The sequence below is a fragment of the Myxococcus virescens genome (assembly GCF_900101905.1).
Taxonomy (GTDB): domain Bacteria; phylum Myxococcota; class Myxococcia; order Myxococcales; family Myxococcaceae; genus Myxococcus; species Myxococcus virescens.
This window is the reverse complement of the sequence record NZ_FNAJ01000003.1, coordinates 1-12,677: the sequence shown is the minus strand read 5'-3', so window position 1 is coordinate 12,677 and position 12,677 is coordinate 1. Positions and strand designations below refer to the sequence as shown.

At 68.1% G+C, this 12,677-nt stretch carries 12 protein-coding genes and 1 tRNA gene; 7 read left to right on the top strand and 6 right to left on the bottom strand.

What is annotated here, in order from left to right; all coding sequences use genetic code 11:
• The first annotated feature begins 45 nt into the window (after window positions 1-45).
• The 6 genes from BLU09_RS10370 (at window position 46) to BLU09_RS10345 (ending at window position 6,758) form a co-directional block, all read left to right on the top strand.
• Window positions 46-2,913 carry a golvesin C-terminal-like domain-containing protein gene (locus BLU09_RS10370; RefSeq protein ID WP_090488816.1) on the top strand — a complete coding sequence of 956 codons (2,868 nt, stop codon included), beginning with the start codon at window positions 46-48 and terminating at the stop codon, window positions 2,911-2,913.
• A 94-nt stretch (window positions 2,914-3,007) separates the two neighbouring features.
• Window positions 3,008-4,018, top strand: coding sequence for a type I glyceraldehyde-3-phosphate dehydrogenase (gene gap / locus BLU09_RS10365; protein WP_090488814.1), 1,011 nt, complete (start codon window positions 3,008-3,010; stop codon window positions 4,016-4,018).
• 39 nt (window positions 4,019-4,057) lie between these two features.
• Window positions 4,058-5,245 carry a phosphoglycerate kinase gene (locus tag BLU09_RS10360; protein WP_090488812.1) on the top strand — a complete coding sequence of 396 codons (1,188 nt, stop codon included), beginning with the start codon at window positions 4,058-4,060 and terminating at the stop codon, window positions 5,243-5,245.
• Window positions 5,246-5,284: 39 nt separating this feature from the next.
• A complete protein-coding gene (gene tpiA, locus BLU09_RS10355) occupies window positions 5,285-6,055 on the top strand; it encodes a triose-phosphate isomerase (RefSeq protein WP_090488810.1) in 771 nt (256 codons plus the stop codon).
• Between the two features lie 95 nt (window positions 6,056-6,150).
• Window positions 6,151-6,570, top strand: a complete 420-nt coding sequence (secG, locus tag BLU09_RS10350; RefSeq protein ID WP_090488808.1) for a preprotein translocase subunit SecG — start codon at window positions 6,151-6,153, stop codon at window positions 6,568-6,570.
• A 106-nt stretch (window positions 6,571-6,676) separates the two neighbouring features.
• A tRNA-Leu gene (locus BLU09_RS10345) sits at window positions 6,677-6,758 on the top strand.
• A 53-nt stretch (window positions 6,759-6,811) separates the two neighbouring features.
• Here BLU09_RS10345 and BLU09_RS40070 read toward each other — a convergent pair.
• The 6 genes from BLU09_RS40070 to BLU09_RS10320 form a co-directional block, all read right to left on the bottom strand.
• The gene (locus BLU09_RS40070; RefSeq protein ID WP_373284014.1) at window positions 6,812-7,927 is read right to left on the bottom strand and encodes a tyrosine-type recombinase/integrase; all 1,116 of its coding nucleotides are present in this window, start codon (window positions 7,925-7,927) and stop codon (window positions 6,812-6,814) included.
• Window positions 7,924-8,154 (bottom strand): helix-turn-helix domain-containing protein, encoded by a 231-nt coding sequence (locus tag BLU09_RS10335; protein ID WP_306440778.1) that lies wholly within the window; start codon window positions 8,152-8,154, stop codon window positions 7,924-7,926. The genes BLU09_RS40070 and BLU09_RS10335 overlap by 4 nt, the downstream gene beginning before the upstream one ends.
• A 428-nt stretch (window positions 8,155-8,582) precedes the next feature.
• Window positions 8,583-9,029 carry a hypothetical protein gene (locus BLU09_RS10330; protein ID WP_143043125.1) on the bottom strand — a complete coding sequence of 149 codons (447 nt, stop codon included), beginning with the start codon at window positions 9,027-9,029 and terminating at the stop codon, window positions 8,583-8,585.
• Between the two features lie 85 nt (window positions 9,030-9,114).
• On the bottom strand, window positions 9,115-9,273 hold the full coding sequence (locus tag BLU09_RS38725; protein ID WP_167371067.1) for a hypothetical protein: 159 nt from the start codon (window positions 9,271-9,273) through the stop codon (window positions 9,115-9,117).
• A 173-nt stretch (window positions 9,274-9,446) separates the two neighbouring features.
• Entirely contained in the window at window positions 9,447-10,586 is a 1,140-nt protein-coding gene (locus tag BLU09_RS10325) for an AAA family ATPase (RefSeq protein WP_090488802.1), read from the bottom strand.
• Between the two features lie 350 nt (window positions 10,587-10,936).
• A complete protein-coding gene (locus BLU09_RS10320) occupies window positions 10,937-11,389 on the bottom strand; it encodes a hypothetical protein (RefSeq protein WP_143043124.1) in 453 nt (150 codons plus the stop codon).
• An 82-nt stretch (window positions 11,390-11,471) separates the two neighbouring features.
• On the opposite strand from BLU09_RS10320, the gene BLU09_RS10315 reads away from it, so the two are divergent.
• A protein-coding gene (locus BLU09_RS10315; RefSeq protein ID WP_090488796.1) for an IS3 family transposase occupies window positions 11,472-12,634 on the top strand; the annotation gives its coding sequence in 2 pieces (ribosomal slippage) (window positions 11,472-11,721 and window positions 11,721-12,634; 1,164 coding nt in all).
• Window positions 12,635-12,677 lie beyond the last annotated feature (43 nt).

The window sequence follows — 12,677 nt, the reverse complement described above, 5'->3', positions numbered from 1 at the left end:
CGGGACGGATTGCCCCTTCGTCGTGAAGGGGTATGGTCCGACCCTGTGAATGCCCCTTCCTACTCTCTTCGTGTCCGTCTGGGTGGCGCACTTCTCGCGCTGTTGTTGACTTCCTCCCTGGCCCGCGCCGAGCCCCACGCCGCGCACGACCCTGCACTGGATGAAGGGGCGTGTGGCCTGGAGCCGCCGGGCGTGGAGTACGTGCCGATGCCCGGGCCCCGTCCGCATGAGACGCGCCGCCTGTCCGCCGCGGAGCCGCCGGTCGTCCGGCGCGAGCTCCGGACGGGGGCTTCCGGGACGAAGTCGGGCGTGCCGCAGACGCGGCAGCGCACGGGCGCGCTCTCCGGCAAGGTGGTGTACCTGAGCCCGGGCCACGGCTTCACGCGCAGCGCGCCGCTGAACCGCTGGGCCACGCAGCGGCCGAACACCTGGGCCGTGGTGGAGGACCTCATCTCCGCCGAGGTCCTCAACCAGTACCTGCTGCCCATGCTGACGGGCGCCGGCGCCACCGTGGTGCCCCTGCGGGAGCCGGACCTCAACGGACACATGGCCATCGTCGACGACGGGCAGGCCGGCTATTCGGAGGACGGCGACGTCTTCGAGTCCTCCGCTCAGCCCGGCTGGGGCACACCGCCGACACCCATGGGCAACGCGGTGGAGCCCTTCTCGTTGGGCACGACGCGGGTGATGGCCTCCGCGCGCAGCGCCACCGCGAGCGCGACATGGACGCCGGAGATTCCCGCGGAGGGCAGCTATCACGTCTACGTCTCCTACGCGGCCGACCCCACGCGCGCGCCGGATGCGCACTACGTGGTGAAGCACGCGGGCGGTGAGAGCCACTTCCGCGTCAACCAGCGCCGTCACGGCGGGACGTGGGTGCTGCTGGGGCGCTTCTATTTCAAGGCGGGGCAGCACCCGGAGTCCGGCGCGGTGGTGGCGCTGAACGACACCGCGGAGGGCGGCACGCTGTCGCTGGACGCGGTGCGCTTCGGCGGTGGCAGCGGCGTCATCGGTGACGCGGCGATGGCGCCCCTGGCGCGGCCCCGCTACGAGGAGTCCGCGCGCTACCACGTGCAGTTCAGCGGCGCGCCCTTCACGGTGTACGCGCCCACGGGGGCCAACGCGCTGACCAACGAGCGCAACGCGGACGTCACCGCCCGTCCGCGCTTCGCCGCGTGGCTGCACGAGGAGGGCGAGGACGCGGTGTACGTGGCGTGGCACACCAACGCGTCCACCACGGGCAACGTGTCGGGGACGGAGGCCTACGTGTACGGGCCCAACCCGGTGGACGGCACGCTCAACTTCACCGGCTTTCCGGGCAGTGACGTGCTGGCGCGGGCGCTGCTGGACGAGCTGGCGCAGGACATGCGCCGCGAGGTGGACCCGAGCTGGCGGGTGCGCAACCTGCGCTCGGCGAACCTGGGCGAGGTGAACCCCACGCACAACAACGAGATGCCGTCCGTGCTGCTGGAGGTCGCCTACCACGACAACGTGACGGATTCGAACCGGCTGAAGGAGCCCGCGTTCCGCCGGGTGGCCGCGCGCGCCATCCTCCAGGGACTCATCAAGTACTACGCGGCCCGGGACAGCGTGCCTGTCGTCCTGCCGCCCGAGGCGCCCGAGTCGGTGGCCGCGCTCAACGGCAGCGGCGGCACGGTGGAGTTCCGCTGGGCGGCGCCGCCGGCCAACCCGGACGAGGAGGGCCGTGACGCGCCCACGGGTTACCGCGTCTACCAGAGCGCGGACGGGCTGGGCTGGGATGACGGCACGGATGAAGCGGGCACGTCCTTCCGCACCACGCTGGCGCCGGGCACCGTGCGCTACTTCCGCGTGGCCGCGCACAACGCGGGCGGCGAGGGCTTCCCGTCCGTCACCGTGGGCGTTCGGACGCCAGGCGGCGCGGAGTCCCCGGTGCTGGTGGTCAACGGCTTCGAGCGGCTGGATGCCTCCCAGGCGTGCGCCGAGCCGCTGGACGCCTATGACCTCCAGGCGCCTGTCCGCTTGCTGGTGGAGACGATGAACGACGGCACCTACGTGCGCCGCCACGGCGCCGCGCTGGCGCACGCGGGCACCGCCTTCGACAGCGCGACGCGCGCGGCGGTGGCGGCGAACCTGGTGACGGTGGGCGCGCCGTACCGGCTGGTGGACTGGTTCACCGGCCGGGGTGGGGCGGGAGGGGCCCGTCCTACCCGTGAGGAGCAGGACGCCCTGCGCGGGTTCGTGATGCAGGGGGGGCACCTCCTCCTGTCGGGCAGCCACGTGACGTCGGCGCTGGCCGTGGGCTCGGCGGAGGACCAGGCCTTCCTGGCGGACATTCTTCGCGCGGCGCCGGGCAGCGGAACGCCCCCATTCACCGTGGAGGGCATGCCGGGCGACTGGCTGGCCCAGCTCACCGGGGTGGCGCTGGATGACGGCACGCGGGGCGGCTACGCGGTGGGCGTGACGGACGTGCTGACGCCCGCGTCGGGTGGCACATCCGTGCTTCGCTATCTGGGAACAGACCTGGCGGCGGGCGTGATGTCGGCGCCCAACGGGCGGGTGCTGCTGCTGGGCGTGCCTTTCGAGGGCATCGTCAGTCCGGTGCAGCGCGCCGGGCTCATGTCCTCGTTCCTGGTGCAGGCGGGCCTGCTCACGGAGCTGCCCCCGCCGCCGGCCGAGGAATCCGGCGCCGCGAGCCTGCTCACCGCCTGTGTGGCGGCGCGGGGCGTGGACCCGCACCCGCCACCGGAGCCCGAGCCGGAGCCTGAACCCGAGCCCCTTGTGGTGGGGGTGCTGCCGCAGTTCTATCCGCTGGGAGATTCCGGCTGTGGCTGCGGGGCGGGTGGGGGAACGGGCACCGCCGTCTGGCTGTTGCTCGGGGTGATTGTTCAGCTTCGGCGTGCGCGTCGTCGCGGGGATGTCGCCGGGCGTTGACTCGGCCGGTCGCGATGCCTACGGTCGGCCGCCCTCGATTTTGACGTGACGACCCGTGGGTGCCTGGCACCCACTGCTCAAGGAGACGACGAACATGGCTACCCGGATTGCCATCAATGGTTTTGGCCGCATCGGTCGCTGCATCCTCCGCGCGGTGCTCAGCCGCAAGGAAGACCTCGAGATTGTCGCCATCAACGACCTCGACAAGCCCGCGGCGCTGGCGCACCTGTTCAAGTACGACTCCGTGCACCGCACCTGGCCGGGTGAGGTGAAGGCGACGGAGAAGGGCATCGTGGTGGACGGCAAGGAGATCACCGTCACCGCGGAGAAGGACCCGACGCTGCTGCCCTGGAAGAGCCTGAATGTGGACGTGGTGCTGGAGTGCACCGGCCGCTTCACCGCGCGTGACGCGGCGGAGAAGCACCTGAAGGCGGGCGCGAAGAAGGTCATCATCTCCGCCCCGGCCAAGGGCCCGGACATCACCATCGCTTACGGCATCAACCACAACGAGTACGACCCGGCCAAGCACCACGTCATCTCGAACGCCTCTTGCACCACCAACTGCCTGGCGCCCATCGCCAAGGTGCTGGTGGACAACTTCGGCATCGAGAAGGGCCTGATGACCACGGTCCACAGCTACACCAACGACCAGCGCATCCTGGACCTCACCCACGAGGACATGCGCCGCGCCCGCGCCGCCGCGCTCTCCATGATTCCCACCAGCACCGGCGCCGCGAAGGCCATTGGTGAGGTGATTCCGCAGCTCAAGGGCAAGATGCACGGCCTGGCCGTCCGCGTGCCGACCCCGAACGTGTCCCTGGTGGACCTGACGGTGAACACCGAGAAGAAGGTCACCGCCGAGGCCGTCATCGAGGCCTTCCGCAAGGCCGCCGAAGGCCCGCTCAAGGGCGTGCTGGAGTTCAGCGACGCGCAGACGGTGTCGGTGGACTACAACGGCAACCCGCACTCGGCCATCTTCGACTCCACCAACTGCTTCGTGATGGGCGACAACCTGCTCAAGGTCATGGCCTGGTACGACAACGAGTGGGGCTTCTCCAACCGCATGGTGGACACGGCGAAGTTCCTCGTCTCCAAGGGCATCTAGTCCCAAGGGCGTTCAGGGCACCGAGAGAGAAGGACCGAGATGATCCGTTACATCGATGATCTGCAGCTGACCGGGAAGCGCGTCTTCATCCGCGTGGACTTCAACGTCCCGATGGAAGGACGGCGCGTGACCGACGACACCCGCATCCGCGAGGCGATGCCCACCATCCGGCGCGCGCTCGAAATGGGCGGGAAGGTCATCCTGGCCTCCCACCTCGGCCGCCCCAAGGGACCGGACCCGAAGTTGTCGCTGGAGCCTGTTGCCGTGCGGCTCGCCGAGCTGCTCGGCGGCAAGCACGAAGTCATCCTCACCGACGACTGCGTCGGTGACGGCGTGAAGAAGCAGGTGAAGGAGCTCAAGGAAGGCCAGGTGGTCGTCCTGGAGAACCTCCGCTTCCACAAGGAAGAGGAGGCCAACGACGAGACGTTCGCCCGCGAGCTGGCGGCGCTGGCGGACGTCTATGTCAACGACGCCTTCGGCACCGCCCACCGCGCCCACGCGTCCACCGCGGGCATGGTGCCCTTCGTGAAGGAGAAGGCGGCCGGCTTCCTGATGCGGAAGGAAATCGAGTACCTGGGTAAGGTGCTCAAGAACCCGGACAAGCCCTTCGTGGCCATCCTGGGTGGCTCGAAGGTGAGCGATAAGATCAAGGTCATCGAGAGCCTGCTGCCCAAGGTGGACGCGCTGCTCATCGGTGGCGCCATGGCGTACACCTTCCTGAAGGCGCAGGGCGTCGAGGTGGGCAAGTCCCGCGTCGAGGGTGACAAGCTGTCGCTGGCCACGCGCCTGCTGGAGGCGGCGCACCGGTTCAAGACGCAGCTGGTCCTGCCGGTGGACCACATCGTGGGCACCGAGCCCACGGAGAACAGCCCCGCCACGGAGACGCCGGACAACGCGATTCCGCCGGACATGATGGGCCTGGACATCGGTCCCAAGACGCGCGCCATCTTCGCGCAGCACATCCGCGATGCGAGGACGGTGGTGTGGAACGGGCCCATGGGCCTGTTCGAGGTCCCCAAGTTCGCCGAGGGCACCCGCTCCGTCGCCGCGGCCATGGCCATCAACACGCAGGCCACCACCGTCATCGGCGGCGGGGACAGCGCGGCGGCCGTGGAGCAGATGGGCTTCGCGGACAAGATGAGCCATGTGTCCACTGGTGGAGGTGCGTCCTTGGAATTCCTGGAAGGACGCGACTTGCCGGGCATCAAGGCGCTGGAGACGCGGTAGGCTCCGCGTCCGACACACCACACACCCCTGGGGGACACCATGGCCACCGCGCGTCGTCGGAAGATCGTTGCTGGCAACTGGAAGATGAACAAGTCGGTACCGGAGGCGCTGGCCCTGGTGCGCGACCTGCGAGGGCAGGTGGCTTCCCTGGGGGACACCGTGGAGGTGGTGGTGGCGCCGCCGTTCGTGGCGTTGCAGCCGCTGCATGTCGCGCTGGAAGGCGCGCCGCTGGCGCTGGCGGCGCAGAACTGTCACTGGGAGTCCTCGGGCGCCTTCACGGGTGAGATTTCCGCGCCGATGCTGGCCGAGCTGGGGTGCGCCTACGTCATCGTGGGGCACTCCGAGCGCCGGCAGCTCTTCGGGGACACGGACGAGCAGGTGAACAAGCGGGCGAAGGCGGTCCGCGCGGCGGGGATGACGCCCATCATCTGCGTGGGCGAGACGCTGGCCGAGCGCGAGGCGAACCAGACGCTGGCGGTGGTGGAGCGTCAGGTGCGAGGGGCGCTGGAGGGCTTCGGGGTCAAGGACGTGGCGGGCTTCGTGCTGGCCTACGAGCCGGTGTGGGCCATTGGGACGGGGCGCAACGCCACGGCGGCGCAGGCGCAGGAGGTCCACGCGGCGATCCGGGGCCTGGTCGAGCGCCTGTATGATGGGGAGACGGCCGGGCGGGTGCGCATCCAGTACGGCGGCAGCGTGAAGCCGGACAACGCCGCGGAATTGCTGGGCCAGCCGGATGTTGATGGGGCGCTTGTCGGGGGCGCGAGCCTGAAGGCGGGCGACTTCGCGGCCATCGTCAAGGCGGCCACTTAGAGTTGATCCTGGGGGCGGGCGGAAGATGTTGTCACCCGTTCACCACTTTGGTGTAGGGTGCGCCTCCTTTTCACGGAACGTCTGAAAGAGTCCACATGCTGACCTTCGTCACGATCGTGCACGTCCTGGTGTGCGTGTTCATGATCTTCGTCATTCTGCTCCAGCCGGGTAAGGACGCCGGTATGGGCTCCGCGCTGGGCGGTGGTGCCGCCACGAGCGCCTTCGGCGGCCGGGGTGCGGTGACGTTCCTCAGCAAGCTGACCGGCGTCTTCGCGGCGCTCTTCTTCTTCAGCTCGCTCGGCCTGTCCTTCGTGGGGCTGCGCTCCTCGGTGGCGGCGGGTGGCTCGGTGGCTTCGCCTCCGGCGCAGTCTGCCCCGGCGACCTCGGGTGACGCGGCGCCGGGCAGCATGGAGCAGCCGCGCGGCGAGCAGTCGACTCCGCCCGCCGAGGGTGGTGGCAACCCGGCGACGGGTGAGTCCGCTCCTGCGACGCAGGAGCCGGCTCCGGCGCAGTAGTCGTTCGCGGTACGTGGTTCGTAGTAGGAAGAATCTGATTCACGCAGCGGTTGAGATTGTCGTTGCGTGAATCAGAAAGCTCCGGTAGATGGACGCCGCAGCAAACGCCCAGGTGGTGGAACTGGTAGACACACCATCTTGAGGGGGTGGCGCCGAAAGGTGTGCGGGTTCGAATCCCGCCCTGGGCACTCCGAAAAAGCCTCCAAGTCCTTGGGACTTGGGGGTTTTTTCGTTTTCCGGGTCAGGCTTTCTGGCTATGTGCCCCCAATGTGCCCCTGGGGCGCACGTCGAGGGCCCGTACCGCGTCCGCCTTCACGTCCGGGCTGAGGTGGGCGTAGCGCATCGTCATCTCGATGGTCGCGTGCCCCATCAGCTCCTGGACAGCCTTGAGCGGCACTCCGCGCATGGCGAGGTGACTGGCGAAGGTGTGGCGCAGCGTGTGCCACCCGATGGGTCGGATGTCCGCCCGCGTGGCGTTGCGGAGGATGGCCTCCGCACAGGTGTGCTGCGGGTTGCGGATGAAGCCCCCGTCCCGCTGGGGGAACACCCACGGCGAGTCGATGCGCTGCGGGTACTCCCGGAGGGCTTTCAGCGCCCGTTCATTGAGCGGCACCTCCCGCTCGCGCCCGCCCTTCGGCGTACCGAGGTGGCCCCGGTAGACGTTGCGCTTCACCACCAGCCGCCCGGAGGCCAGGTCCATGCAGTCCCACGAGAGCGCGGCCAGCTCGCCGATGCGCAGGCCGGTGTTGAGGGCGAGGGTAATCATCGCCTTCCACCGGCCGGGCTCCGCGAGCGCCTCCAGCCTTTCGGCCTCCTCGAACGAGAGGAAGTCGGTTTCGGGCTTGGGCGCCTTGAGCCACTCCACCTTGGGCACCGCGTTGAGCTCGCCGAACTCCTGGGCGAGGGCCAGGAGCTTGCGCAGGGCCGTCAGCAGGTTGTTGACGCTCTTCTTGGAGAGAGCCCCTCCTTCACCTTCTGCGCCTTGAACGCCTCGATTCGCGCGGTATCGATCTGATCCAGCTTCAGGTGGCCGAAGGCGGGGACCAGGTGCTTGCGCAGGATGTCCACCTTGCTTCTTCGCCGTGGAGGCCTTGTTGTTCGTTCGTGCGTGCTCGAGGAACCGCTCCTGGAACTGCTCCAGGGTGGGAACCTCCTTCTTCTCCTTTCCGTAGGTGCCGTGGAGGAGGGCTTGGCGGAGTTCCCGCTCGTACTGCTCGGCCCCCCGGCGGGTGTTCACCGGGGACGCCTTGCGTACGCGCTCCACGCGCCCGTCCGGGTGCTGGAACTTCACGTCCACCCACCACGCCTCCTGCACCTTGCCCTCCTTCGAATTCCACTTCTGCAGTCTCACGCTCATCGCTTTTCTCCGAGCGCAGGACCGCCGTTACCCTGGACCCAACCTATCAGGGCGGCTTTGTTGATGCGGATGACCCGACCCAACCGGACGACACCCGGGATGCTGCCCAGGCGGACGGCCTCGTAGAAGGTCTTGCGGTTCACCCGCAGGAAGGCCGCGGCTTCCTCCACGGTGAGCATCTCCGGGATGGGGGCGGGGGCTTCCGCTCCATCATTCTGATGAGACACGACGCCACATTCGCGCCCGGGCACTCAGGCGCGTCCATCGCGAGGTGCCGGTCCGGCTGGGTCGCGGCGATGCACCGCGGGGGCCGACGGATTTTCAGGGGGCACCCTGCAAGGGCAGGCGTGTGGCTCCCCCGGTCAGCTTCAACTGCCGCGTGCCGAGGTCAGCCGGAGCGTCCCTCGCGCTGGTGAGTTCGTGGGTTCGGCCATGCCGCCGAAGAGCCACGGCCCGCCTTGGCGGACCCTCGATATGGGAGCGGGCAGGCGATTCGCTCGGCCCGGCCCCATCCACAGAGAATTCATCCCGAGCCCGATTTCCGTCAAGGCCCGCCGGCCACCTCGAAACCAAAAAAAGCAGCTCGCGCTCGGTGCTGGAGCGAATGGCCCCTGTCGCTCCGGGCGAGCTGACTGCTATCGGGCGCGTTGTCGCGTCAGTCTTCTCGGCGGGGAGCGGGCTTCTCGCGCTCTTCGTCCCGCTCGGCCGCCGCCTGCTGCTGGGCGTGGAACGCGGCGCGCTGCGAGGGGGGCCACGGGCGCAGCCGCACGTCAGGGTCGTCCCCCGGCTGCGGCTCTCCGGTGGCGTTGTGAGGCGTGAGGATGTCCGCCGGGTCCTCGGCGCCATGCAGCACGCGGCGCAGCTGCATGATGCGCGCGTGCACGAGTCCCAACACAGCGGTAACGGCGGATGGCGCCTGTACGGTGGCTTCGGCCGTGGAGAGAGCTCCTTCGGTCACGGCCTGGGACAGCAGAGTGGCGGCGCTCACCGCGTCGCCGAGGTGTGACAGCTCAGCCGCGAGGCTGACGAGCTGCTCGGCCTCCTCGGCGGGCTCCCGCGGTGAACCTGCGGACGTAGCTTCATCATCAGATGGCTGCGCCATCATGGGCCTCCTTGGGTTTGAAGGATGGGACTGCGTGAAAAACGAAGGGCGCCGTCATGGAGACCGGCGCCCTCCACTCCTTGAGCTACCATTCGTGCGCGCTGTCGCCGTACGGGCTGTTGCCGTACGCGCGTCGGGTGAAACGGTCAGCGGCGCCGAGTTCCTCGACGATGACCGCCAGTGCCGCAGCGAGAAGACGACGGGCCAGCCGCGACTGGATGACCCATCTCAAGAACGTCCGCATGGCTTCTTTCTCCCGCCATACCGGCGCCGGCAAAGCTGCAAGGTGCAGATGCTGAGCGGGAGGGAAGCAGTAGCCCGAGGATTGCTGGAGCCCTCTCCCCAGAAGGAGTAGATGGCGATGTTGCTGCTCGGCGTGCCCATGGAACTGGGCCTGACGAGGCGGTGAAGAAGGAGCTACTTGAGCACCTTGAGGCCCTGGTGGGCGTGAACGTCGCGTGCGAGCTCCGCGTGCAGCTCGTTCAGCTCGGTGATGGCGTCGTCGATGACGCCGCGGGCGCGCTTGCTGGCGGTTTCGGAGAGGCGCGCCAGCATCTCCACCTGCGCCCGCAGCATCAGCATCGTCCGGGCTGCCTGGGCCAGGTAGGACCGTCGATGCTGATGCTGCTTGAGGGCATGCGCCTTGGCCGCCGCTTCGCGTCCGTCCTCCAGTACCTCGTTGGCCTCGTAGACCGCCGGGTTGATCAGCTTGTTCACGAGGCGAGACAGGCGGGGGCGCTCGTGGGGATGGCGCCAGAGGACGTCCACCAGAATCGTGAGGTCCTCGGGGCAGGTTTGCGCCTCGCCCGCGAGGAAGGCGGCGGCCTGGACCAGGTGCAGCGACTTCTTCCACCGCCGGTCGGAGATCACCACGCCCTCGTCCTTCAATGCGTTCCTCAGCACGATGATTGCGTCGAGAGTGTCTTCCGTCAGCCTCACGTTGGAGGCGTCCGCCTGCATGGCTCGCAGCGCCTCCATGCCCCACACGGTGGAAGCGGCGGGTTCTGGCGCGGTGAGGACGGCACGCATGCTGCTGGGCCGCTGGAGGTAGTCCATCTCGAACCGCAGGAGGAAGCGGTCGAGGATGTGCTCGTGTGCGGTGTTCTCGGACAGCTCGGTGGCGGCGCCGAAGATGCTGACGAGGGGGACGTGCACGGGGGCGCCGTTGTCGACGAAGGTGCGCTCGTCCATCAGCGGGAGGAGGAGGTTGAGCACGGGGCTGCTGGCCGCGAAGATTTCGTCCATGAGGGCGAAGAGGGCCTCGGGCAGCATTCCCGTGGTGACGTGGGTGACGCGGCCTTCGTCGAGCGCCTGAAGAGACAGGGGGCCGAGGATCTCCTCGGGGGTGGAGCTCCGGGTGAGAAGCCGCTCGAAGAGGACAGTGCCAAAGGCGCGCGCGAGGGCCCGGATGAGGGCGGACTTCGCCGTGCCCGGTGGGCCGAGGAGGAGGACGTGCTCGCCGCAGAGAATGGCGGCAAGGCTGCCGTCGATGACGTCCTGTCGCTCGGGAAAGCCTGCGCGGCACTCGTCGCGCAGCTCTTGAAGCTGAACCTGCATTTGGCCTCCTGGGAGAAGAGTGAACGGGGAGGGCGGCGCAGATCGTGCGAGGCGGTTCTCACGCGTGCTGGGGCTCTCTGCTCGCGTTACCGCTGCGGTATCTCGCCGGTGAGCAGCTAGCAAAGGGGGCAGGAATCCCGACGCCCAGGCGCTCACGCACGGCCATGCCGCCGACTTACAGCCGCCCGTTTGCTCTTATACCCACGCACTGGGCGTCTCTTCGGGGCGCGCGCGGTTCTTTCCAGAGCTGGCTCTCACTGGCGACCGATCCTGGCGTGGCAGCAATGCGGACGGTAGCACCACGCGCCACTGCGCATGGCGGAGCTGCTGTCCTCGGCTGCGTACTCGGCCTAGTTCAGTGGAGGCTTCGGCAGTGGCCGATCGGGGAACTTTCGCAGCCGCCAGCGAGTCAGAATCTCCACCTCCCGCAGTAAGATCCAATCACTTCGTCGGGTGACCCACTGGAGGAGATGCGCGACGAAGAGGAGGCGTTCGAGTAGCTGCCGCCGCCGTTCGCGATGGCCGTGATTCGGGCGCCCGCCCGCCTTGCGCCACTCGAAGATGGAGCGGGCGCTGGCACCTGTTCCGAGCACCGACTCGACGGCCTCTGCGGCGAAGTTCACCGGGCCACCGCGCTCCGAGATGAACTCCACCTTCGTCAGGTACTGCAGGCTGCGCCTGTTCAACTGGCGGATGCCGAAGGCGAAGAAGTGGTCCTCGACTGCTTCCTGGAATGCCGACCGATCAAGCTTGCCAGTCTTGACGCGGGCATAGATGTCCGCGAGGCCGTTTACGAGATCCACCACAAAGCGGTGCTCAAGGTCCCTCAGTTGAAGTTGCCCCGTTTTCGCGGAGTCCTACTCGCTGTGCGAAAAGGACCCCACGATGCCGAAGACACGTCCCCCGTACGACTCGGAGTTCCGGCAACGCATTGTTGAGCTGCACCGGTCCGGCCGGTCGTTGAAGAGCCTGGCATCCGAGTTCGGATGTACCGAGCAGAGCATCCGCAACTGGAGCAAGCATTCAGGAGGTACTCCCAGCAGTGCCCCCAAGCCCGGCCTCGGCGCGGACGAGAAGGCTGAGTTGGAGAAGCTGAGACGCGAGGTACGCACGCTGCGGGAGGAGCGCGATATCCTAAAAAAAGCTGCGGCCTGGTTCGCTCAGGAGGCCGCGGCGACGCCCAAGCGGCGTACCGACTCGTGAGGGCGAATCAGGCCGTCCACGCCGTTTCCACTCTCTGCCGGGTGCTGGGCGTCTCCGAGAGCGGCTATCATGCCTGGCTTACGCGGCTGCCCTCCAAGCGCGCCGTGGCCGACGCCCAGCTGGTTGAGCGCATCCGCGCCATTCACGCCAGGAGCCGACAGACGTACGGGGCCCCCCGCATCCATGCGGAGCTGGCCGCCGAAGGCGTCTGCATCGGCCGCAAACGCGTCGCGCGCCTGATGCGTGCAGCCAACCTACAGGGGGTGAGCCAACGCACAGCATGCACCACGACGATACGGGACGAGCGGGTGCGTCCGGCTCCGGACCTGGTCGACCGCCGATTCGAGGCGCCCGGGCCAGACCAAGTCTGGGTCGCCGATATTACGTACGTGCCCACCTGGGGTGGATTCCTCTACCTGGCCGTGGTGATGGATGTCTGGAGCCGCAAAATCGTCGGCTGGGCCATGGCTACTCACCTGCGAACTGAGCTTGTCCTGCAAGCGCTCGAGATGGCCTTGCGGCAAAGGCGCCCCACTGGCGTCATCCACCACTCGGACCAGGGCACCCAATACACCTCGGTAGCCTTCGGACTGCGCTGCCGGGAAGCCGGCGTGCGTCCCTCCATGGGCAGCGTGGGGGATGCCTACGATAACGCCATGTGCGAGAGCTTCTTCGCCACGCTCGAATGCGAGCTGCTAGGCCGTCGTAGTCTTCGCTCGCAGGCAGAGGCGCGGATGGCCCTCTTCGAATTCATCGAGGGTTGGTACAATCCACACCGGCGGCACTCCGCGCTCGACTACGAATCGCCCGCCAACTACGAAAAGAAGTACCGGGCTGCCGCCTGATGGCGATAGCCCGGGACACTCTGCGGAACCGGGGCAGCTTCAG